Genomic DNA, 20,969 nt, shown 5'->3' on the forward strand with positions numbered 1-20,969 from the left:
GACCGTTTAACGAATAAACAGCTTGTAGATCATCCGGTGCGCGGCAGTGCCGTGCGGTGCATAAACGAACTTGCCGCTGTTGAATTTCTGTTTGCTGAAGATCGACCGGTGGTGAGAGAAGGTCATGAAGCCTTCCTTGCCGTGGTAGTGGCCCATACCGGAATCCCCTACGCCACCGAAGGGCAGATCATCCTGGGCTACGTGCATCAGGGCATCGTTGATGCACATGCCGCCGGAGTGAGTCTGGTCGATGATGTGCTCTTGCTGGTCTTTGTCATAGCCGAAGAAGTACAAGGCCAGTGGGCGAGGGCGATCGTTGATGTAATGGATCGCATCGTCGAGATCGGAATAAGTGACGATGGGAAGAATCGGTCCGAAGATTTCATCCTGCATGACCTTCATGTCCCCGGTAGTGTTGAGAACCAGGGTCAATGGGATCTTGCGAGTGCCATCTTTCATGTTTTCGTTGGCAGGATTGATTTCGATAACCTCGGCGCCTTTGGCTCGGGCATCTTCAAGATAGCTTTGCAGGCGGTCGTACTGTCGTGCGTTGATGATGGCGGTGAAATCGTCGTTGTCGCGCAGGCTCGGGTACATGGTGGAAGCCTGAGCGCGGAATTCATCCACGAAAGCCTGCACCCGGTCTTCCGGACACAGCACGTAATCCGGTGCCACGCAGGTTTGGCCGGCGTTGATCGCTTTACCGAAGGCAATGCGCTGGGCGGCATCGGACAGCGGCACATCGGGCGATACCACGGCGGGGGATTTACCGCCGAGTTCCAGTGTAACCGGAGTCAGGTTTTCGGCCGCAGCCCGCATCACCAATTTGCCCACGGACGTCGAGCCGGTGAACAGCAGGTGGTCGAACGGTCGCTGGGAGAAATCGGCCGCCACATCGGCTTCACCTGTCACGACCGCGACCAGATCTTCCGGGAACATGCTTTCGATGATCTCTTTAAACAAAGACGAGGTGTGAGGCGTGAACTCGGACATTTTGACCATGGTCCGGTTACCTGCGGCCAATGACGCAACCAGCGGACCTACGGCAAGATAAAGAGGATAGTTCCAGGGCACGATGACACCAACCACGCCTTTTGGCTGGTAGTGAACCTTGTTGCTGGCGGGCTGGAAAAGCACCGAGACGTGGCGCTTAGAGGGCTTCATCCAGCTGTCGAGATTTTTCAGGGTGTAATTGATACCCTGAATTGATGGCATCATCTCGGCAATCAGCGTTTCGTCTTTCGAACGGCAGCTGAAGTCGCGATCAATGGCTTCCAGCAAGCGATCCTGGTTGGCGAGCAGCGCTCGTTTCAGTCGCTTGAGGTTTTCTTTGCGTTCAGACGCAGAAGGCATCGGGTTTTTCCGGAATGCTTTTTTCTGGAGTTCGTGAACCCGGTGGGTGTGCTGAATCTGCGTTTTGCTTTCCGTCATCTGAACGACAGTGGCTACCATGGTGCTATCTCCTTGAGCTGTCCAGTCAAGGTGCTGGAAGCTGTTGTTGTTGGCGCTGGGTGTATGAAATTTGCGCTAACGGCTATTATTAGAGTATATACTCTACTCAGTCAAGAAATGCGGGGTGGCCTAATGGGCCATCCTTAATTTGATAACAACAAACTGCGGCGTGAGCATGAAGACCAGAGACAAAATTCTGTTGGCGAGCCTTGAGCTTTTTAATGAGCGAGGGGAACGGAACACAACAACTAATCATATTGCCGCCCATCTGGCGATCTCTCCGGGGAATCTGTATTACCACTTCCGGAACAAGTCGGACATCATTTACGAGATCTTTCAGGAATACGAAAAGCTGGTTGATTACTACCTGGATATTCCCGAAGACCGGCCTTTGACGGTTGCTGACATGACCTTCTATCTCGAGTCGGTGTTTGATGGCTTGTGGAGCTACCGGTTTTTCCACCGGGATCTTGAATACTTGCTGGATTGCGATCCCCGGTTGCGTAGTGATTACCGTGACTTTACCAATCGGTGTCTGGCGGCGATGAAAACAATTTTCCAGAAGCTGGCGGAAGCTGGCATCGTGCAAACGCAGCCGGAAGAGTTGCGTGAAGTCATGGCGCTTAATATCTGGCTGGTGGTGACCAACTGGATGGCGTTTTTGAAAACGGCCCATGCCAGCACTGGTGATGAAGGCTTAAGCCTGACGGCACTCAAGCAAGGTATCTATCAGGTGTTGACCCTTGAGATGCCCTATTTGATGCCGGAGTACCGTGATGAGGTGATGGCGCTCAGAGAGAAGTATCGCCCGGCTCTGCCAGAACAGTGTGCGGCGGTTGTCGCTTGAGTTGAATGAATATTGAACTTCTGCGATTTGCCCCGGTCGAAGGAATTACAGCGGAAAACCGGACTTTTCTGCTGCTCCTGAGTGAGTTCTCAGGTTGCCCCCTTTTGCGGGGCAAAGCACGTCGCAAACCCTGACGTTTTACCGGCCTACCAACGGTAGGCCGGCTTTTTCTGCGAAGCAATCAGTCTTCGGCTTCGTCAGGGGCTTCCAACCAGTTCGTCAATGCCGCCCGGCACTCATCGAGGCCCAGTTTCGACGTGGCCGAGAACATTACCAGATGTTCCACGCACTTATATTTCTTCAGTTTATTCCCGATGCCCAGCATCGCCGTTTTGGCCTGGCCGAATTTCAGTTTGTCGGCTTTGGTGGCCAGAATCATCAACGGCAGCCGGTTGTGCTCACACCATTCAACCATCATCTGGTCGAATTCGGTCAGCGGGTGACGGATGTCCATAACCAGAACCAGTCCGCGTAGGCAGCGACGTTCGTTCAGGTAGTGGCCCAGGTGTTTTTGCCAGTCATCCTTCATGTCCCGGGAAACTTTGGCGTAGCCGTAGCCCGGTAAATCCACCAGATGCATGTTCTCTTTGTTCAGACTGAAAAAGTTAATCAGTCGTGTGCGCCCGGGTGTTTTACTGGTCCGTGCCAGTTTGCCGTTGACGGTGATGGCGTTGAGTGCGCTGGATTTACCGGCGTTAGAGCGGCCGGCAAAGGCAACCTCGGCACCGTAATCGGGCGGGCACTCGTCCAGCTTGGAAGCGCTGATTAAAAATCGGGCGCTGTTGAATGAGACGCTTTTTTGAGTGAGATCAGGGTCCACGACGGGTGCTGTTCCTTTGGATTTCAGTTATCGACGATTAATGTATAATGCTACACCAAATTCCGGCGGCACGCTGCGCGTTCCGCTGTCAGTCCCGGTGAAGAGCCTGATTCAACAGGGCCATCCGGCGAATAACCAGAATACCTTCAAGATTCTAAGATGAGAGAAGCGGAGCGGGCATGAAAAGACTGATCGCAGGAGTGGTTCTCGGAGTTAGCTTGTCAACGATGGCTCACGGGGCAGGAGATCCGGCAGCGGGTGAACAGAAAGCTGCGGTGTGTGCGGCCTGTCACGGCCAAGGTGGCGGCAAGCCGATGATGGCGAGTTACCCGAAACTGACCGGTTTGGGTGAAAAGTACCTGTACCGTCAGTTGGCTGACATTAAATCCGGAGATCGTGCTGTGCCGGAAATGACCGGTATTCTGACCAACATGACGGATCAGGACCTGAAAGATCTGGCGGCCTACTTCAACAAGCAAGAGCTGGTGGTGAATCAGGCCAACGGTGACGCGGAGCTGATTGCACAAGGCCAGGCCATTTTCCGTGGCGGTAACATGGCGTCTGGCGTGCCGGCTTGCGCAGGCTGTCACAACCCGAGCGGCAAGGGCAATGAGCCTGCAGGTTATCCGGCTCTGGGTGGCCAGAATGCCGAGTACATCGCCAAGCAGCTTCAGGCCTACCGCGATGGCACGCGTGCCGGCACGGCGAATGCCGGCATCATGGTTGATGTGGCTTCCAAGCTGACTGACGCTGAAATCGAAGCAGTTGCCAATTACGTATCAGGCCTGCACTGATTCCGGTCAGTTCGGTCAGATCAGAAAACCCCGCTTCGGCGGGGTTTTTGTTTTTTGGGATAGGCCAGAGGCTTAATCTTCCGTAATTATTTCCCGTTGCGCCCGGTGGAACTTTTGAGCGCGGCTGGGTCATAATCAAACGCCTTAAATAGAACGAATAACCACGTTAAAGTTCGGAGAGTTTCATGATCAGAACCCTAAGCCTGATAGTAACCATGGCCGCATCGCTGGCTCTTAGTGGCTTCGCCAGTGCCGACACCTGGCAAAACGGTGTGCACTACCGCACCTTGAGCACGCCGGTCAGTACGGCCTCCGACAGTGGCGTCGAGGTGGCTGAAGTGTTCTGGTATGGCTGCCCGCACTGCTACAACTTCAAGCCGCTGTCGGAAGCTTGGGAAAAGCAGGCGCCGGATTACGTGAATTATGTTCGTTTGCCGGCTGTGCTTGGCGAAAGCTGGGCGCCCCACGCCTTTGCTTTTTATGCGCTGGAGTCTATGGGCGAGCTGGATAACGTGCACGACGCCTTGTTTGAAGCGTTGGCGAGTGAGCGTCGTCCGCTTAACTCGGCGGAATCACTGGCGGATTTCGTAGCCGGTTACGGCGTGGATGCCGAAGCCTTCGTGGATGCCTACAACAGCTTTGCCGTCCGCTCGCGCGTGCGCCAGGCACAAACCAAAATTATGGGTGCGCAAGTTACCGGGACTCCGACTATGCTGGTTAACGGAAAGTACGTGGTCAATGCAACCATGGCCCGGGGGCATGAAAACGTGTTGAAGGTTGTTGACTTCCTGGTCGGCAAAGAGCACGGAGCATCGGAATAAAGGAGTTGTCTGATGCGTGGGGCTTTCAGGGTTTCGGGTCAGCTTACGGGCAATTATGTATAAACGGATTCGTAGCCAGATTAACGGCATATTGAGATCACAGGAAGCCGCCCCACGAGGTGCGTGTTCGGGCAGCGAGCACGTGCCTGACTTCGAGCCCCATCGCCATATCCGGCTGTTAACGTTTAACATTCAGGTGGGCATCAACACCTCTTCGTACCGCCACTACGTAACCCGCAGTTGGCAGCATTTCCTGCCCAATCGTCGTCGATTCGAAAACCTTGATCGCATTGCCACGCTGTTGCGACAGTACGATGTTGTCGCTTTGCAGGAATGCGACGGAGGCAGCTTGCGCAGTGGCTACGTGAATCAGGTTCAGTATCTGGCCGAGGCTGCCGGGATACCCTATTGGTATCAGCAGCTGAACCGGAATCTTGGCCAATTTGCCCAACACAGCAACGGGCTCCTGAGCCGCTATCGGCCCCTGGATGTGACCGAGCACAAGCTGCCCGGGCTGATTCCGGGCAGGGGCGCGATCGTCGCGCGCTACGGTTTGGAAGAAGATCCGTTGGTGCTGGTTCAGATGCATCTGTCGTTGAGTAAATCCGCACAACAACGCCAACTCGGCTTTGTTCGCGACCTGATTAGCAAATATCAGCATGTGGTATTGATGGGCGATATGAACGCTCATGCCGAACAATTGCTGACCCAAACGCCCCTTCGTGAAACCGATTTGGTACCGTTGCCGGCAACGGCGCACAGTTTTCCGAGCTGGCGTCCTGAAAAAGCGCTTGATCACATTCTCGTCAGCCCGTCACTGGAGATTCGTCAGTCCGGCGTGGTGAGCTATCCGGTCTCTGACCACCTGCCAATCTCTCTCGATATTGCCTTGCCAAAGGGCTATCTCGAAACCTTCTAGCTGCCCGGCTGTGTCCTGTTAAGCGACCGATTTTGGTAAAAATCTTGTAACTTCGGGCGAACGTCTTATGCTTAGAAGTCTAAGGATTGTGATGGGTCTGGGTGGGCGTGAGGCCTGTACCAAGGTGACCACGCAATCTGGGCTTGCTTCGATAGTCCAAGTTATCTTCTTGTTCGTAATGGCTATTACTGCCCTCAATCCAAGCGGCCGCATACATTATAAAAACCGGGAGTGAGTCATGAGAAAGCTTACCTATTCAGCAATACTTTGTGCCCTAACGATGCCTTCGCTGGCAAGTGCCGATTGTGGTGAGGTGTCGATCACGGAAATGAACTGGGCCTCCAATACGGTGGTGACCAGCGTCGCCAAGTTCATCATGGAGCAGGGTTACGGTTGCGAGGTGACCGTGGTGCCCTCCGACACCGTGCCCGCCGTAACCTCGGTTGCCGAGAACGGCGAGCCGGATATCGTGACCGAGCTCTGGAAAAACTCGGCTGGTGAGGCATACGAACGACTGGAAGCCGCTGGGAAAATCAAACCACTCACTAAAGTACTGAAACCGGGTGGCGTTGAGGGTTGGTGGATCCCGACCTATCTGGCAGAAAAGCATCCCGAATTGACCACCATTGAGGGGATCATGGCTAACCCTGAATTGGTCGGTGGCCGTTTTAACAATTGTCCTGATGGCTGGGGCTGTCGCGTAGCGAACGACAATCTGGTGCGGGCGCTGGATCTGGAATCAGCGGGTATCGATGTATTCAATCACGGCTCGGGTGAAACCCTGGCCTCGTCGATGGCATCCGCCGTACAGAAGCAGGAGCCTTGGTTCGGCTATTACTGGGGCCCAACCGTTCCTCTTGGAAAGTTCGACATGACGCGGGTCAAGTTGGGTGAATACAAGCCAGAAGTGCACGCGAAAAACCAGTCGCCTGATGCTGATAATCCCACGGTTTCGGAGTTTCCGGCCGCGACGGTGCTGACCACCGTAACACCGGATTTCGAAGAACGTGAGCCAGAAGTGGCAGAGATGCTGGCTCAGCTCAGTTTTGAAACCGAAACCATGAGTGCGCTGCTGGCATGGATGGACGCCAACAATGCGACAGCTGAGGAAGCCGCCGTGTACTATCTCACCAACTATGGCGACGAGTGGTCGTCGTGGCTGAATGACGATGCCCGAAAGCGTCTGAGCCGCGTGCTGGGAGACTAAAACGCTAATCCATTGTCCGGCTTGCCGCCGTCAGGTGAGTCGGGCATATACCGATTCTTCTATTTCTTATCGACGGTTTTCTAACACAGGCATAGCCGATGGCAACATACGATTGGTTATTCTCAACCCTGGGTCTGAAGGAGTGGTGTGGCCAAAATAAAGACTCGGGGCCCCTATCCATGGCCGACTTACTGGCCAAGAGCAAAGGGCAGGAGGCTGAGTCCGAATCTCTCTGGGACTTGCCGTTTCCCTCGATGGATGCGCTGAACGAATCGTGTGCGGCATTCCCTAAATCCCGGGATTTAACCAAAGGGCTCGAACGGGGCTTTCTGGAAGTTAAAGACAGCCTGAGCCTGGTTTTGGATCCGCTTACCCAGCCACTAAGCTGGTTTCTTGATGGCTCGCTCTACGTCATGCTCAACACGCCGTGGTGGATCGTGATTCCGGTGATGTTGGCGGTGGTGTTTTTGGTGAGCAAGTCCTGGAAACTGGTGGCCTTCGTTGTGTTTTCCATCGGCCTGTTAGCCTTCATTGATTACTATGAATACGCGATGCAAACGCTCGCCATTATTTTTGTCTGTGCCTTCCTGTGCGTGCTGTTGGGGGTTCCCATTGGCATCGCCATGGCGCGGAACGACTGGTTACAGCGGGGCACCATTCCGGTTCTGGATATGCTGCAGACCTTGCCTCCGTTTGTATACCTGATTCCGCTGATCTTTCTGTTCAGCGTGACCGAATCCAAACTGTACGGCATTGCGATCATTCTCTATGCCATTGTGCCGGTGGTTCGATTGACCGACCTTGGCATCCGGTTGGTGGACAAGGAGGTGATCGAAGCCGCCGATGCGTTCGGCATGACACCCCGGCAAAAGCTGTTCAAGGTACAGATCCCGTTGGCGCTGCCGAACATTATGGCGGGCGTAAATCAGACCATCATGATGAGCCTGGCAATGGTGGTGATTGCGTCTCTGGTGTCTGCGCCGGGTTTGGGCGTATTGGTGTTGCGCGGCATTCGGAACCTGGAGTTGGGTGTGGGGCTGGTTTCCGGCCTTGGCATTGTGTTGCTGGCCGTCATTCTTGATCGCGTCACCAAGGCCTCGCTGGCCCGGGTCAATTCCGCACAGAAACAGTGAGGCAGTATCGTGGCAAAGAATGTCAAAATCGCGATTCGCAATTTGTACAAGATTTTCGGGCCAGAGCCGGAAGCTGCGCTTGAGCACGTAAAGCAAGGGGCAACGAAAGCCGGGCTACAAGACGAGCACGGGCATGTGCTCGGCCTGAAAGACATCAATGTCGATGTGCACGAAGGCGAAGTGACCGTCATTATGGGGCTGTCCGGTTCCGGGAAATCGACTTTGATTCGCCATCTCAATCGCCTGATCGAGCCCACCACGGGTGAAATCCTGTTCGATGGTGAAGACGTTTTGGCGTTGGGCGAAGACGGCTTGCGCGCATTGCGGCGCCAGAAAATGTCCATGGTGTTCCAGAAGTTCGCGTTGCTGCCCCACAAGACCGTGCTGGAAAATGCCGGCATGTCCTGGGAGATTTCCGGGCAGGGCCGTGATGCCTATGAAGAAGAGGCCCGAAAGTGGTTGGCCCGTGTCGGACTGGAAGGCAGTGAGGAGCAGTATCCCCACCAATTGTCCGGTGGGATGCAGCAGCGGGTCGGAATTGCCCGTGCGCTGGTGTCCAATTCTCCGGTGATGCTGATGGACGAAGCCTTCTCGGCATTGGACCCGCTGATCCGGTCCGACATGCAGGATCTGTTGCTGGAGTTGCAGGCTGAATTGCACAAAACCATTGTCTTTATTACTCACGATCTGGACGAAGCGTTGAAGCTGGCAGACCATCTGGTGATTCTCAAAGATGGTGAAGTGGTGCAGCAGGGGGACCCTCAAAGCATATTGTTGCAGCCGAACGATCCCTACATTGTTGACTTCATCAGTGACATCAATCGCGCCCGAGTGCTGCGGGTGCGTTCGGTCATGGAGCCGGTTAAGGATTCCGAGTCGTTTGCCGGTGATGTCTTGGAAACCGATAACCTGGAGACGGTGCTGGCGAAATCGGGTGGCGATGTGCGGCAGGTGTTTCGGGTTGTGCGTGACGGCCGGCCGGTCGGCCGTCTTGCGATGACCGAGCTGACCAAAGCCTTGGTGCCGACAGAGGGAAGCGGGGCTCGAGTGTCTTAGATGGGTGCTCGATGTAAAGGCAATAAAAAACCCGGCTCGAGAGCCGGGTTTTTCGTGGAGGCAGGACCAATTACTTGATCTTGGCTTCCTTGTACGCAACGTGCTTACGGACAACCGGATCGTACTTTTTGATCTCGATCTTTTCCGGGGTGTTACGCTTGTTCTTCATGGTCGTGTAGAAGTGACCGGTGTTTGCTGACGATACCAGCTTAATTTTTTCGCGCATGATGCAGCTCCTTAGAATTTCTCGCCGCGGGCACGAAGATCGGCCAGTACAGCGTCAATACCTTTTTTATCGATGATGCGCATGCCCTTGGTGGATACGCGCAGCTTCACAAAACGCTTCTCGGACTCAACCCAGAAACGGTGGTTCTGCAGATTCGGCAGAAAACGACGACGAGTGTGATTCATCGCGTGGGATACGTTGTTACCGGTAACCGGACGCTTACCGGTAACCTGACAAACTCTGGACATACATGCCTCCGACCTGAGCACTGGTCTATCAATGCGAATTCGTTATTTAACGCGTCTCTGGTTGCTCCGGAGCTAACTTTGCTACCGGTTCGCGCCTGTAAACTGGGCGCAACACGCCAGATACCGCCAGAAAGGGACGCTTTTATACCAGAACCGGGGCCCCAACGCAAAAAATTGTTGGGATTTTGGCCAGTTTTTCGGTGGCGACCTCATGGCGGTTACATCAACCCTCTTTCAGCGAGGGATATTACCTCACCGTGACCGATAACCATATGGTCAAGAACCCTGATATCGACCAACCCCAGCGCCTCTTTCAGGCGACGGGTCAGTGAAATGTCTGCCTGACTCGGTTCGGCCACTCCGGAGGGGTGATTGTGCGCGAAAATCACCGCCGCTGCATTATCTTCCAGGGCCTGCCGAACCACCTCCCGTGGGTACACGGCGGCGCCGTCGATGGTGCCCCGGAATAACTCCCGGTATTGAATAACACGATGGCGGTTATCGAGAAACAAACCGGCAAACACTTCGTGCGGGTAAGTCGCCAGGCGGCTGGTCAGAAATCGCCGGGTATCGGCGGGTGACCGCAGGGGGTCGCCTTGCCGCAGAGGTTCATCCATCACCCGTCTGGCCATTTCCATCGCCGCCTGTACCTGTGCGTACTTTGCGGTGCCCAGGCCTTTTACCTGACAAAACTGGCGGCGGGAGGCGGTCATCAGGCCACGCAGGCTCGAGAATTCATCGATCAGGTGGCGAGCCATGGCCATGACCGGCATGCCGGCGGTACCGGTGCGCAAAAATATCGCCAGAAGTTCAGCGTCGGATAAAGATTCGGCGCCGTGGGCGAGCAGTCGTTCGCGTGGCCGCTCGTCGCTGGGCCAGTTGGATTCGTTCATAGGGCTTCCTTGCGGATGTCGTTAACCCGTGCGTCCTGCACGCGGTTCTCAAAGTTACAAAGGGTACTCGAAAAGGTAACATTTGGTAAACGGAACAAAGGTGCGCGCAGGCTGCGCTGTCAGGGCTCGCGTGCTATCTTACAAGTCTTTCATTTTACGGGAATACGGAGCCCTCATGGCCGTCAGACGAATACTGCTGGGAATCACCGGTGGCATCGCCGCCTACAAGAGCGCCGAACTGGTTCGGCAGCTGAAGAAAGCCGGTCTGGACGTTCGTGTGATCATGACTCAGGGGGCGGAAGCCTTTGTCACTCCGCTGACGTTTCAGGCGTTGAGCGGCGAGCCGGTACGCACGTCATTATTGGACCCGGAAGCCGAAGCCGGCATGGGCCATATTGAGCTGGCAAAATGGGCCGATCAGGTGGTGATCGCGCCAGCCTCGGCAGATTTTCTGGCTCGACTGGCTCATGGCATGGCCGACGATCTGCTTACCACCGTATGTTGCGCCACCGAAGCGCCCATTGCGGTAGCGCCGGCCATGAATCAGGCCATGTGGAAAAATCACCGTACCCAGCGCAACCTCCGGTTGTTGTCGGAAGATCCGCAAATGACGATTTGGGGCCCGGATCAGGGCGAACAGGCGTGCGGCGATAACGGCCCCGGCAGAATGCTGGAACCTTCTGCGCTTGCCACGCTGATCCTGACCGAGCAGGTACCGCAGCCTGCCGGACCATTTGCCGGCAAACGGTTTGTGATTACCGCCGGCCCCACCCGGGAGCCTATCGATCCGGTGCGCTACATCTCCAATCACAGCTCCGGGAAAATGGGTTACGCCATTGCCCGGGCTGCAGTAGCCGCAGGTGCGGAGGTTACCCTGATCAGTGGCCCGGTCACGTTGTCCGCCCCCGAGGGGGTAGATGTGCGCTCGGTGATCACCGCGGAAGACATGCTTCAGGCCTCGCAACAGGCCGTCAGCGAAGGCTGCGATGTTTTTATCGCCACGGCTGCCGTGGCTGATTATCGCCCTGAAACCTGCGCCGGAGACAAGATCAAAAAAACCAATGATGAAATGAGTCTTTCTCTGGTGCGTAACCCCGATACTCTCGCCACCATCGCCGCCCGACCCGATGCACCTTTTACCGTGGGCTTTGCGGCGGAAACCACCGACGTTGCACGCTATGCGATGGATAAAATGCAGCGCAAAAAGTTGCAGATGATTGTGGCCAATGACGTATCAGCCCCCGGGTTGGGGTTCAACAGCGATCAGAACGCGGTCACTGTATTTTGGCCAGAAGGTCAGGAATCCATCGGCCCCGACAGTAAACAAACCATTGCCAACCGTTTGGTGGCACTCATTGAAGAACGCAGCAAGAAGGCCGACGAGTAATGACGCGAAAAAAATTGCAGGTAAGAATTCTGGACGATCGTATTGGTTCGGCCATTCCGTTTCCTGAGTATGCAACCGAAGGGTCAGCGGGTCTGGATCTGCGTGCCTGCCTGAAAGAGCCCCTTACCGTGGCCCCCGGCGATACGCATCTCATTCCAACAGGGTTGTCAGTACATATAGCCGACCCGTCTCTGGCAGCCATGATCCTGCCACGCAGTGGCCTGGGCCATAAACACGGCATTGTCTTGGGGAATCTGGTGGGACTGATCGACTCGGATTACCAGGGCGAGCTGATGGTCTCGTGCTGGAACCGTGGCCAGACGGAGTTCACCGTTGAAATTGGCGAACGTCTCGCGCAAATGGTGCTGGTGCCGGTGGTGCAGGCAGATTTTGAAGTGGTGTCCGAGTTTGACGCCAGTGATCGCGGCGAAGGCGGTTTTGGCTCGACAGGAAGCCACTGATCGGGTGGCCGCATGATGGCGGCGCGCTGCAAGTCTGACGACTATACTGCGAAGGCAAGTGTTTGTCCGGAACAAGAAAATAACGATGGGATGCGCTATGAAATTCGGTAAAAAAAAGGCCAACAACAATGCCGCCGAAGAACAGCAGGTAACAGCCGCACCGGAAGCCAAGGCAAAACGCAGTCGGGCCGGTAACGGGCTGAAAAAGCTCAGTTCGGTGGCGGCTACGCAGGCGTTGGTGGTGGTTCTTGCCGGTGTGATTTCAACGGCGTTGCTGCATTTTCTGGTTTCGGTGCCTGTCGCGAAGGAAGATTTTCATCAGGCGGTTAGCGTTGAGGCAAGCAGCGCGCAACAGCGGCTCAACCATTATCTGAACGCACTGCAAGAGCAGGTTCAGGCGTTGGCGAGCCAGCCGTTCGTGATCGACAAGGTCGCGAACGAATCGGATCTTAGGCCCTTGTCGCGCCAGCTGGTGTCGGCGGTGAATGGCGCTGAGGCGGTGTTTGTTTTCCCGCGCCGGGGCATACCCAGAACCGGCAACGGCGAGAACCTGCTGGGTTTTGCCGGTCTGGAGTTAGCGCAGCGCGCAGAAAATGGCCAGCCCATGTTACCGGACGCGTTTCCTCGGGATAACCAGTGGTATCTGCAATTTGCTGCCCCGGTCAGAAGCTCGGTCAGCAAGGCGGTGATCGGCACGGTCTTGGTGGTGTTCAAATCCGACCACTTGGCACCGCTGCTGCAAGTGAGCAACAACACGCTGGGTGGTCGTCTTGCGCTGGTGCAGACGGCCGCAGGTAGTAAACGACCGGTTATCAGCGTCGGCAGCGGTAGCGGAACGGAAGTATCACGTAATCTGATGAATCCGGACTGGGATGTGGTGTATCAGCCCGGCTCCATACCGGCCCCTCCTGTCAGCCCGGTTCTGTTGGCACTGCTCGTTCTCGTTCCTGTGCTTTTGGCAGCCGTGGTCGTCTGGATCTTGTTAGGCAAGGCTCAACGGAGCGTGCGTGAAGACGTCAGTGCCATGACACAATGGGCGTATAAAGTGTTCAGTGGTGAACGCCAGAAATTGCCCAGCACGCAGTGGGATATGGTCGCGTCTACCGGGGAAGTATTGTCCCGGGTGTCACAGGTCGTCGAGAAGCGCGTGTCGCAAGCAAAAGCCACGGCTGCCCCGAAAGCGGCCTCGGCGCCTGCAGCGAAGCCAGGTGAAACATCCGAGCCGCTGTTCGAAAACGATAATTCGCTCGGCATGGACATGCTCGACGGCGACGATGATGTGTTAGGGCTTGGCAGCGCTGATGCGCCTCTGTTTGATGAAGACATTCCAGAAGTGCTTGAAAGCGCTGTGCCGGACGTTCAGGTCGAATCCGAGATCTTTCGCGCGTACGATATTCGGGGCATTGTCGGCGAAAACCTATCGCCGGGCGTTGTGGAACTCATTGGTCAGGCAATTGGCTCCGAGGCCACTGAGCGGGGTGTCGTCTCTCTGTGCATTGGCTACGATGGCCGCCATTCCAGCCCCGAATTGGCGGACGCCTTGGCAAAAGGCGTGATGTCGGCTGGCTGCAACGTGATTCGTGTGGGCGCGGTGCCCACTCCGGTGCTGTACTTTGCCACCCATCACTTGAACACCGGTTCGGGTGTCATGGTGACCGGGAGCCATAACCCGGCCAACTATAACGGTCTGAAGATCATGTTGGGGGGCGAAACGCTTTCGGGTGATGCGATCCAGAAGCTCTATCAGCGCATCCAGACTGGTGACTTTACGTCCGGGCCGGGCGAACAAACCGGCGACGATGTTCGTCGCGCTTACCTTGATCGCATCGTGGGCGATATTGCGGTGGCCGCTCCGCTGAAAGTCGTGGTGGACGCCGGCAACGGCATTGCGGGCGAGCTGGCGCCTATTCTGGTTGAAGAGTTGGGGTGCGAAGTGGTGCCGCTGTTCTGCGACATTGACGGTGATTTCCCGAATCATCACCCGGACCCCGGCAAGCCTGATAACCTTCAGCATCTGATTGCAAAAGTGCAGGAAGTTGGCGCCGACGTGGGCATTGCCTTCGATGGCGACGGCGATCGTCTCGGTGTGGTCACCAATAAAGGCAAGATTATCTGGCCAGACCGGCTGATGATGCTGTTTGCCCGGGATGTAGTGTCCCGCAACCCCGGGGCCGACGTGCTGTACGATGTGAAATGCAGCCGCCGCCTGGCCGGGGTGATTTCCGAAGCCGGTGGCCGCCCCGTGATGTGGAAAAGCGGCCATTCCCTGATGAAGGCCAAAATGAAGGAGACCGGCGCATTGCTGGCCGGTGAACTCAGCGGCCACGTGTTCTTTGGCGAACGCTGGTACGGCTTTGACGACGGCCTGTATTCGGCGGCCCGGCTACTGGAAATCCTGGGCATTGAAGACCGCCACAGCGACGAAGTATTCGAGGATTTCCCGGAAGACCTCAGTACTCCGGAGCTGAATGTCGAGGTGACGGAAAGCGATAAATTCGCGATCATTGAGCGTTTTGGCGAGCTGGGTGATTTCGGTGATGGCAACGTCAGCGATATCGACGGCATTCGCGTGGATTACCGCGACGGTTGGGGCCTGTGCCGGGCCTCCAATACCACGCCTGTTCTGGTGCTGCGTTTCGAGGCAGAAACCGAAGAGGCTCTGGAACGAATCAAGACCGTGTTCCGCGAGCAGCTGCATAAGGCGGCTCCGGATCTGGTCGCAAGTTTCTGACTTTAACCATTCTCTGACAGAAAGGATCAACACATCATCATGGCTCTGAATCGTGAAACAGCCATGCAGGTCGCGTCGGTATTGAGCCGTGGCCTGCCCTATATCCAACGGTTTACCGGCAAAACGGTGGTCATCAAGTACGGCGGCAACGCCATGGAAAATGAAGACCTGAAAAGCAGCTTCGCCCGCGACGTCGTGTTGATGAAGCTGGTGGGCATCAACCCGATCGTGGTGCATGGCGGCGGGCCGCAGATTGGCGGGCTACTTGAGCGTTTGAACATCCAGTCCCGTTTTGTCAACGGAATGCGGGTGACCGATGCCGAAACCATGGATGTGGTCGAGATGGTGCTCGGTGGTCAGGTCAACAAAGAGATTGTGTCGCTGATCAATGCCCAGGGGGGCACGGCCATCGGTTTAACCGGTAAAGATGCCAATCTGATTCGCGCCCGCAAACTGGAAGTGGTTGACCGTTCACCGGAACTTGAACGCCCCGAGATCATCGACATCGGGCACGTAGGTGAAGTTGCCAGCGTGAACGTTAACGTGATCGACATGCTCACTCGCAGCGATGTTATTCCGGTAATTGCGCCCATTGGTGTGGGGCCGGACGGCGCTTCGTACAACATCAACGCCGATCTGGTGGCCGGTAAAGTGGCCGAAGCCATGAAGGCCGAAAAGCTGATGTTGCTCACTAACGTGGCAGGCTTGAAGAGCAAAGATGACAAGGTCCTCACCGGCCTTACCGCCCAGCAGGTCAGCGAATTGATCGAAGACGGTACCATCCACGGCGGCATGCTGCCGAAAATCCGTTGCGCCCTGAGCGCGGTGGAAAATGGCGTGCGCACATCGCACATCATTGATGGCCGAGTCGCTAACGCCTGCTTACTGGAAATCTTCACCGACGAAGGCGTCGGTACTTTGATTTCCCGTAACTGATCTGCCTGACCCGGAGCCATTGGATGAAGCGCCTGCTGTCTTTTCTGGTTGTATTCAGTTTGCTCGCTTTTGCCGGCTACAAGGCCGGCGTCTGGTGGCTGGCGGATCAGCGTTTGGCGGACGCGCGTACCCAGCTGTCCAGCACGGGTGTTCTCGAGCGAGGGCAGATCGGTTCGGCACTTGACGGGCGCCTGCTGCTGAAAGACGCCAGCTGGCTCGATTTCAGATTAACCCAGCCGCTGAGCATGGGGCTGGTCGAGTTGGATGCTCATTCTCCGGTTGCGCTGGTGACCGGGCTGGCCAATCCCCAGCGCATTGCAGGTGACTGGACCTTGGTCGTTGAGCAGGCGCACATGGTTCTTGAACCCACCATGTTCCGAAACTGGGTGACCGAAGATGTTGAGGAATCCTCAACCAAAGCGCCCTTGGTTGCCTTAGCCTGCGCGCCCGATCCCAGACAGCATTTGGGCAGTGGCGACCTGAAACGCATGGGTATTGATTCGATCGGCGGTGATTTTCGCCTGACCCAAAACCGTGGCGGCCTGCAGGCCGAATTGCACACTCTGGAAATGGGCAGCCTGGAGCTGAATTGGCCCGGCGCGCGCTTGCACCTATCCCGTGAGGGCGTCGATGTTTCCGGTCACGAGCAGCCTGCGGACATCACCGTGCGGGACGGAGGGTTGATGCGCCGCATTTCAGCCTACTGCTCACGGGAAACCGGCCTGACCGTCAACGAATGGAGCGTAACCGCAGCCAAAGCCTTGGCGCGCGCGCTGGAGGGGCGAGGGTATCAGGCGAGTGGACAGTTGATCGCCCTGTACCGTCAGTGGCTGACCGAAGGTGGCGAGCTGCGTTTCCTGGTTAACATTGGCAGCGAGGCCTATGGCGTTCCGGTTCGCGACGGCGAGAACCCGGGCGCCGCCTGGCCGGTTACCTATAACGGCTCTCAGGTTCCGGACGTTTATCTCAGCAGAATTCAGCCGGCCGTGCCGGAAGTGGCTCCGGAGGCCTATGAGCCCGTTACTCACCCGGAAACATCACTCCGGCCGCAGTGGTTTGCAGAGCCTGTGGAAAATGCGGGTTTGTGGCAAGGGCAAACCGTGCGGGTCACGCTGTCGAACGGTAAAACGGTTGAAGGTCGATTGGTGAGTGTGGGTGAGCGAGAACTGGAAGTGGCTCGCATGATTGCGGGTGGCGAAGTGGCGTACCCTATGTTGATTCGCGCCGTTGCGCGCTTTGAAGTCTGGCGGAGGGGCCGGGCAAACTGATCTGACGCCGGGAGGCAGGCATGGTTCAAAGTACGGATACGAAAAACCGGGTGCCGGGCGTTCACGATATGTTGGCACGGCTGATATCCTTGCCTTCCATCAGCAGTGCATCGCCGGATTGGGATCACAGCAACGAAGCCGTTGTGCGCACGTTGGCCGATTGGCTGGAAACGCTGGGTTTCGCCATAGAGATTCTGGAAGTGCCGGGGATGCCCGGCAAGTACAATCTGATCGCGACCTTGGGCAGTGGCCCGGGTGGTTTGGTGTTGTCTGGCCATACCGACACCGTACCGTTTGATGATCAGCGCTGGCAGACCGATCCCTTTACCCTGACCGAGAAAGACGGCCGCTGGTACGGTTTGGGCACCTGCGATATGAAAGGCTTCTTCGCGCTGGCGATTGAAGCCGCCAAGAGCTTTCTTGACCAGCCTTTGCAACAACCGTTGATCATCCTGGCAACCGCCGACGAAGAAAGCTCGATGAACGGTGCCCGGGCGTTGGCCGAAGCCGGTAAACCGAAAGCGCGCTATGCGGTGATTGGTGAGCCGACCGGGCTCCGGCCGGTTCGGATGCATAAAGGCATCATGATGGAGCGGCTGAAATTTGAGGGGCAATCGGGCCATTCGTCTAATCCTGATCTTGGCCGCAATGCGCTGGAAGGCATGCACGAAGCCATGACCGAATTGCTGGCCTTGCGGGCCGAATGGCAACAGCAATACCAGAATCCGAATTTTGCGGTGCAGGTACCCACCCTGAATCTGGGCTGTATTCATGGCGGCGATAACCCCAACCGAATCTGTGCCCAGTGCGAACTGCATTTTGACTTGCGCCCGTTGCCGGGCATGAACATGGAAACTCTGCGTCAGGCAATCCTCAGCCGTGTGCAGCCGTTGGCCGAGCGCCGCCAGCTCAACCTGACGTTTGAGCCACTGTTCGATGGCGTCCCGCCGTTTGAAACCCCGGCCGATGCCGGATTGGTGAAAGCCTGTGAAACTCTGACGGGCCACAAGGCACACGCGGTTGCCTTCGCCACCGAGGCTCCCTGGTTGCAGAAGCTGGGGCTGGAAACCTTGGTCATGGGGCCGGGCTCGATTGATCAGGCGCATCAGCCCGATGAATTTCTGGAGCTGTCGCAGTTACAGCCCACCATCGATGTTCTGCGCGGGCTGATAAAGCAGTATTGTTTGTAATGAGTGTTGGCCGATTAATCGGCCACAAAGGATCGATAAGGGAGACCGGATTGAAATCAAACGACTGGCTGCATGGGTTTCGCCACTCATCTCCGTACATCAACGCCCATCGGGGCCGTACCGTGGTGTTGACCATGCCCGGGGATGCCATTGAGCATCGGAACTTCATCAACATCATCCACGACATCGCCTTGCTCAGCAGTTTGGGTGTGCGACTTGTCGTGGCGTTTGGTGGCCGCCCGCAAATTCAGTCCCGTTTGGAAGATGCCGGTCTGGAAACCACCTTCGAACGGGGCCTGCGGGTTACGCCGGACGATCACTTGCCACTGGTGATGGAGGCGATCGGTGGCTTGCGTGCCTACCTGGAAAGCCAGTTGTCGATGGGGCTGGTGAACTCGCCCATGCACAACGCCAGAATCCGTGTCAGCAGCGGTAACTACGTCACCGCGAAGCCGGTGGGCGTGCTGGACGGCATTGATTTCGGTTACACCGGTCGGGTCCGCAGGATTGACACCCCGGGTATCGAGCGGCTGCTCGAACAGGGCCACATTGTGCTGCTGCCGCCTATGGGCTACTCGCCCACGGGCGATGCTTTTAATCTGTCCTACGAGGATGTGGGCAGTCAGGTTGCGGCTGCTTTGAAGGCCGAGAAGCTAATTGTCTTTATCGATGACGAAGGTTTGTTGGATGAAGACGGTTCACTGATCCGGGAGCTGGGCGCGCATCAGGCAACGGAGCGTCTGAACGCCAACAACGTGACCGGTCACGACGCGGTTCTTCTGAAAGCGGCCTGCGATGCCTGTGTGAAAGGTGTGCGCCGTGCTCACATCATCAGCTACGCCGAAGACGGTGCATTGCTGGAAGAGCTGTTCACACGGGATGGTTCCGGCACCTTGGTCAGTGGCGACCATTACGAGCAGATTCGCCCCGCCCGGGTAGAAGACATTGGCGGTATTCTGGAATTGATTCAGCCGCTGGAGGAGCAGGGCATACTGGTGCGGCGCTCTCGCGAAATGCTGGAAACCGAGGTAGATCGCTTCGTGGTCGCCGAGCGAGACGGCACCGTGGTGGGTTGTGCGGCGCTGTATCACTACCCGGAGGAAGCGGCGGGTGAGTTATCCTGTTTCGCGGTGGATCCATCCTACCGGCGCGCAGGGCGCGGCGACGACATCCTGATGATGATCGAAAAACAGGCGCGAGGGCAGAGCATTGAAAAACTGTTCGTACTGACCACCCAAACCGAACACTGGTTCCGGGAGCGAGGCTTTGAGCCAACCGCTGTGGAAAACCTGCCCGGTCCCAAGTTGGCGACCTACAACCCGCTTCGCAAATCAAAAGTGTTCGTGAAACCGCTCTGACAGTCTGTTCAGAGTGGCCCTGCGCTCGGTGCCCGGTAATTCGGACAGCCGGGCCACCGCCTCGTAAAACTGTTCGAAGTTGAAAGCGGATTCCTTCAGTAATTGCCGGAAGGCCGGAACATGTTGGTTGTATTGCTGAAACAGCGCCAGCTTGGCGTTGTTTAGCTGCACCGGCGCCGACCCCAACGGCCCGGGTTCCGGGTAGTTCGACGACAGGGCTGCGTATTGGTCGGCCAGATCATCCAACGCTAGCTGTTTACGAACCCGGAGTTGTTCGGGCCCCAGCTCGCTCTGTTGTTGATAAAGACGCCGCAACACCTTGCTGGTCTCGCCCACCAGCTCAAGTGTGCGATTGCGGTGTTCAAGCCGCAGCAGAGCCCTCTCGAATACGTCCGGTTGACCCTGTCGCTCCAGCCACAAGCGCAAACCTTCCAGCTCTACCGCCGTGGCAAAGCTTTCATTGAATGCGGTATCGCCATTGAGATAGACGACGCGGTGCGCCAGCTCGTGAAACATCAAAGCCACCATCCGGTCTTCCGAAAGGCTGGTGAAGCCGGTGTGCAGTGGGTCGTCGAACCAGCCAAGCGTGGAGTAAGCCGTCACCGCACCAATAAACGTATCGTAACCATCGTTGTCGAATTGCCTTTGGGCCTGTTTTGCCTTGGCGAGGTCAAAATAGCCCCGGTAGGCTTGGCAGCCGACAAACGGATAACACCACTGTTTCGGGTTCAGGGAAAACTCGGGAGCAGCTACCAGATTGACCACCACCCACGAATGCTCGAGCGGAACAAAACTGGAAAATGCGCCGCCAACCGGCAGCTTGAGTGTTTGCTCTGCAAAAATGCGGGCAGCCTGGGCCACCGATAACCGGTGTGACAATTCGGGCGGGGTGTCGGGCCGTTGCAATACCTCATTAACCGGCTTGCTCCGCACCATTAACGACACATGGCCGGAGATGGCCTGGGTGTAGTAGCTTATCGATGAGCAGCCTTGAAGTGCCGCCAACAGTAGCAAAATGAGATATACCTGACTAAGCTGTTTCATGAATCATCATGCTATGGTGAAGTGGAATCGCGCATTCGACATTTCGTCATTGTGCAAGTGCAGTAATCGGTTATTTCTTCAACCACTGTAACCGATTTTTTTGTGGGTGGTACGTTCCACCTGAACAGGGAGATGTACCGGGTATCTACCTCCCGGTGACGGAACCGGCTTTATAACT

Annotated in this window: 20 protein-coding genes; 14 read left to right on the plus strand and 6 right to left on the minus strand. The window is 56.5% G+C overall.

The genetic code is table 11. The features are described 5' to 3' along the window. Nucleotides 1-6 precede the first annotated feature (6 nt). Complete coding sequence (locus tag JAO79_RS03810; protein WP_199005807.1) at nt 7-1,452, minus strand: coniferyl aldehyde dehydrogenase; 1,446 nt, start codon at nt 1,450-1,452, stop codon at nt 7-9. A 175-nt stretch (nt 1,453-1,627) separates the two neighbouring features. On the opposite strand from JAO79_RS03810, the gene JAO79_RS03815 reads away from it, so the two are divergent. Beyond that, entirely contained in the window at nt 1,628-2,299 is a 672-nt protein-coding gene (locus JAO79_RS03815; protein WP_199005808.1) for a TetR/AcrR family transcriptional regulator, read from the plus strand. A 181-nt stretch (nt 2,300-2,480) separates the two neighbouring features. On the opposite strand, the gene yihA is transcribed toward JAO79_RS03815, so the two are convergent. Continuing rightward, nucleotides 2,481-3,119 (minus strand): ribosome biogenesis GTP-binding protein YihA/YsxC, encoded by a 639-nt coding sequence (gene yihA, locus JAO79_RS03820; protein ID WP_199005809.1) that lies wholly within the window; start codon nt 3,117-3,119, stop codon nt 2,481-2,483. Between the two features lie 179 nt (nt 3,120-3,298). Between yihA and JAO79_RS03825 the strand changes: the two genes are divergently transcribed. The 6 genes from JAO79_RS03825 to JAO79_RS03850 all read left to right on the plus strand — a co-directional run bounded on the left by JAO79_RS03825 (nt 3,299) and on the right by JAO79_RS03850 (nt 9,049). Next, nucleotides 3,299-3,913: a c-type cytochrome gene (locus tag JAO79_RS03825; protein ID WP_199005810.1), complete on the plus strand. Its 615-nt coding sequence runs from the start codon at nt 3,299-3,301 to the stop codon at nt 3,911-3,913. Nucleotides 3,914-4,098: 185 nt separating this feature from the next. Further along, nucleotides 4,099-4,734: a thiol:disulfide interchange protein DsbA/DsbL gene (locus JAO79_RS03830; RefSeq protein ID WP_199005811.1), complete on the plus strand. Its 636-nt coding sequence runs from the start codon at nt 4,099-4,101 to the stop codon at nt 4,732-4,734. 55 nt (nt 4,735-4,789) lie between these two features. Continuing rightward, nucleotides 4,790-5,653, plus strand: coding sequence for an endonuclease/exonuclease/phosphatase family protein (locus JAO79_RS03835; protein WP_199005812.1), 864 nt, complete (start codon nt 4,790-4,792; stop codon nt 5,651-5,653). Between the two features lie 238 nt (nt 5,654-5,891). Next, nucleotides 5,892-6,860, plus strand: a complete 969-nt coding sequence (locus JAO79_RS03840) for an ABC transporter substrate-binding protein (protein ID WP_199005813.1) — start codon at nt 5,892-5,894, stop codon at nt 6,858-6,860. A 98-nt stretch (nt 6,861-6,958) separates the two neighbouring features. Then, entirely contained in the window at nt 6,959-7,993 is a 1,035-nt protein-coding gene (locus tag JAO79_RS03845) for an ABC transporter permease (RefSeq protein ID WP_199005814.1), read from the plus strand. A 9-nt stretch (nt 7,994-8,002) separates the two neighbouring features. Continuing rightward, the gene (locus tag JAO79_RS03850) at nt 8,003-9,049 is read left to right on the plus strand and encodes a quaternary amine ABC transporter ATP-binding protein (protein WP_199005815.1); all 1,047 of its coding nucleotides are present in this window, start codon (nt 8,003-8,005) and stop codon (nt 9,047-9,049) included. A gap of 70 nt (nt 9,050-9,119) precedes the next feature. Here JAO79_RS03850 and rpmG read toward each other — a convergent pair whose 3' ends face one another. The 3 genes from rpmG to radC form a co-directional block, all read right to left on the minus strand. Continuing rightward, nucleotides 9,120-9,275, minus strand: a complete 156-nt coding sequence (gene rpmG, locus JAO79_RS03855; protein WP_114335424.1) for a 50S ribosomal protein L33 — start codon at nt 9,273-9,275, stop codon at nt 9,120-9,122. 11 nt (nt 9,276-9,286) lie between these two features. Beyond that, complete coding sequence (gene rpmB, locus JAO79_RS03860; RefSeq protein ID WP_114335425.1) at nt 9,287-9,523, minus strand: 50S ribosomal protein L28; 237 nt, start codon at nt 9,521-9,523, stop codon at nt 9,287-9,289. Between the two features lie 218 nt (nt 9,524-9,741). Then, a complete protein-coding gene (gene radC, locus JAO79_RS03865) occupies nt 9,742-10,416 on the minus strand; it encodes a RadC family protein (RefSeq protein ID WP_199005816.1) in 675 nt (224 codons plus the stop codon). Nucleotides 10,417-10,591: 175 nt separating this feature from the next. Between radC and coaBC the strand changes: the two genes are divergently transcribed. The 7 genes from coaBC (at nt 10,592) to argA (ending at nt 19,747) form a co-directional block, all read left to right on the plus strand. Beyond that, nucleotides 10,592-11,803: a bifunctional phosphopantothenoylcysteine decarboxylase/phosphopantothenate--cysteine ligase CoaBC gene (gene coaBC / locus JAO79_RS03870; protein WP_199005817.1), complete on the plus strand. Its 1,212-nt coding sequence runs from the start codon at nt 10,592-10,594 to the stop codon at nt 11,801-11,803. Further along, nucleotides 11,803-12,264: a dUTP diphosphatase gene (gene dut, locus JAO79_RS03875; RefSeq protein WP_199005818.1), complete on the plus strand. Its 462-nt coding sequence runs from the start codon at nt 11,803-11,805 to the stop codon at nt 12,262-12,264. Before coaBC ends, dut begins: the two co-directional genes overlap by 1 nt. 97 nt (nt 12,265-12,361) lie before the next feature. Further along, entirely contained in the window at nt 12,362-14,995 is a 2,634-nt protein-coding gene (locus JAO79_RS16485) for a phosphomannomutase/phosphoglucomutase (protein WP_199005819.1), read from the plus strand. Between the two features lie 39 nt (nt 14,996-15,034). Further along, complete coding sequence (gene argB, locus JAO79_RS03885) at nt 15,035-15,931, plus strand: acetylglutamate kinase (protein ID WP_199005820.1); 897 nt, start codon at nt 15,035-15,037, stop codon at nt 15,929-15,931. 23 nt (nt 15,932-15,954) lie between these two features. Beyond that, nucleotides 15,955-17,199, plus strand: coding sequence for an acetylornithine deacetylase (locus tag JAO79_RS03890; RefSeq protein ID WP_199005821.1), 1,245 nt, complete (start codon nt 15,955-15,957; stop codon nt 17,197-17,199). A 20-nt stretch (nt 17,200-17,219) separates the two neighbouring features. Continuing rightward, nucleotides 17,220-18,389 (plus strand): acetylornithine deacetylase, encoded by a 1,170-nt coding sequence (argE, locus tag JAO79_RS03895; protein ID WP_199005822.1) that lies wholly within the window; start codon nt 17,220-17,222, stop codon nt 18,387-18,389. A gap of 50 nt (nt 18,390-18,439) precedes the next feature. Continuing rightward, nucleotides 18,440-19,747 (plus strand): amino-acid N-acetyltransferase, encoded by a 1,308-nt coding sequence (gene argA / locus JAO79_RS03900; protein ID WP_199005823.1) that lies wholly within the window; start codon nt 18,440-18,442, stop codon nt 19,745-19,747. Here the strand turns inward: argA and JAO79_RS03905 are convergent. Beyond that, complete coding sequence (locus tag JAO79_RS03905; RefSeq protein ID WP_199005824.1) at nt 19,721-20,791, minus strand: aminopeptidase; 1,071 nt, start codon at nt 20,789-20,791, stop codon at nt 19,721-19,723. The genes argA and JAO79_RS03905 overlap by 27 nt on opposite strands. Nucleotides 20,792-20,969 lie beyond the last annotated feature (178 nt).

The sequence above is a fragment of the Marinobacter litoralis genome (assembly GCF_016427555.1).
Classification (GTDB): Bacteria; Pseudomonadota; Gammaproteobacteria; order Pseudomonadales; family Oleiphilaceae; genus Marinobacter; species Marinobacter litoralis_A.

Bases quoted from the DNA above. Each gene is read 5' to 3' on its own strand.
- dut (WP_199005818.1), top strand. From the start codon at position 11,803: ATGACGCGAAAAAAATTGCAGGTAAGAATTCTGGACGATCGTATTGGT.
- JAO79_RS03810 (WP_199005807.1), bottom strand. From the start codon at position 1,452: ATGGTAGCCACTGTCGTTCAGATGACGGAAAGCAAAACGCAGATTCAG.
- JAO79_RS03840 (WP_199005813.1), top strand. From the start codon at position 5,892: ATGAGAAAGCTTACCTATTCAGCAATACTTTGTGCCCTAACGATGCCT.
- JAO79_RS03815 (WP_199005808.1), top strand. From the start codon at position 1,628: ATGAAGACCAGAGACAAAATTCTGTTGGCGAGCCTTGAGCTTTTTAAT.
- JAO79_RS03825 (WP_199005810.1), top strand. From the start codon at position 3,299: ATGAAAAGACTGATCGCAGGAGTGGTTCTCGGAGTTAGCTTGTCAACG.
- JAO79_RS03830 (WP_199005811.1), top strand. From the start codon at position 4,099: ATGATCAGAACCCTAAGCCTGATAGTAACCATGGCCGCATCGCTGGCT.
- JAO79_RS03905 (WP_199005824.1), bottom strand. From the start codon at position 20,791: ATGAAACAGCTTAGTCAGGTATATCTCATTTTGCTACTGTTGGCGGCA.
- coaBC (WP_199005817.1), top strand. From the start codon at position 10,592: ATGGCCGTCAGACGAATACTGCTGGGAATCACCGGTGGCATCGCCGCC.
- radC (WP_199005816.1), bottom strand. From the start codon at position 10,416: ATGAACGAATCCAACTGGCCCAGCGACGAGCGGCCACGCGAACGACTG.
- JAO79_RS03890 (WP_199005821.1), top strand. From the start codon at position 15,955: ATGAAGCGCCTGCTGTCTTTTCTGGTTGTATTCAGTTTGCTCGCTTTT.
- argE (WP_199005822.1), top strand. From the start codon at position 17,220: ATGGTTCAAAGTACGGATACGAAAAACCGGGTGCCGGGCGTTCACGAT.
- JAO79_RS16485 (WP_199005819.1), top strand. From the start codon at position 12,362: ATGAAATTCGGTAAAAAAAAGGCCAACAACAATGCCGCCGAAGAACAG.
- JAO79_RS03835 (WP_199005812.1), top strand. From the start codon at position 4,790: ATGTATAAACGGATTCGTAGCCAGATTAACGGCATATTGAGATCACAG.
- rpmB (WP_114335425.1), bottom strand. From the start codon at position 9,523: ATGTCCAGAGTTTGTCAGGTTACCGGTAAGCGTCCGGTTACCGGTAAC.
- JAO79_RS03845 (WP_199005814.1), top strand. From the start codon at position 6,959: ATGGCAACATACGATTGGTTATTCTCAACCCTGGGTCTGAAGGAGTGG.
- argB (WP_199005820.1), top strand. From the start codon at position 15,035: ATGGCTCTGAATCGTGAAACAGCCATGCAGGTCGCGTCGGTATTGAGC.
- rpmG (WP_114335424.1), bottom strand. From the start codon at position 9,275: ATGCGCGAAAAAATTAAGCTGGTATCGTCAGCAAACACCGGTCACTTC.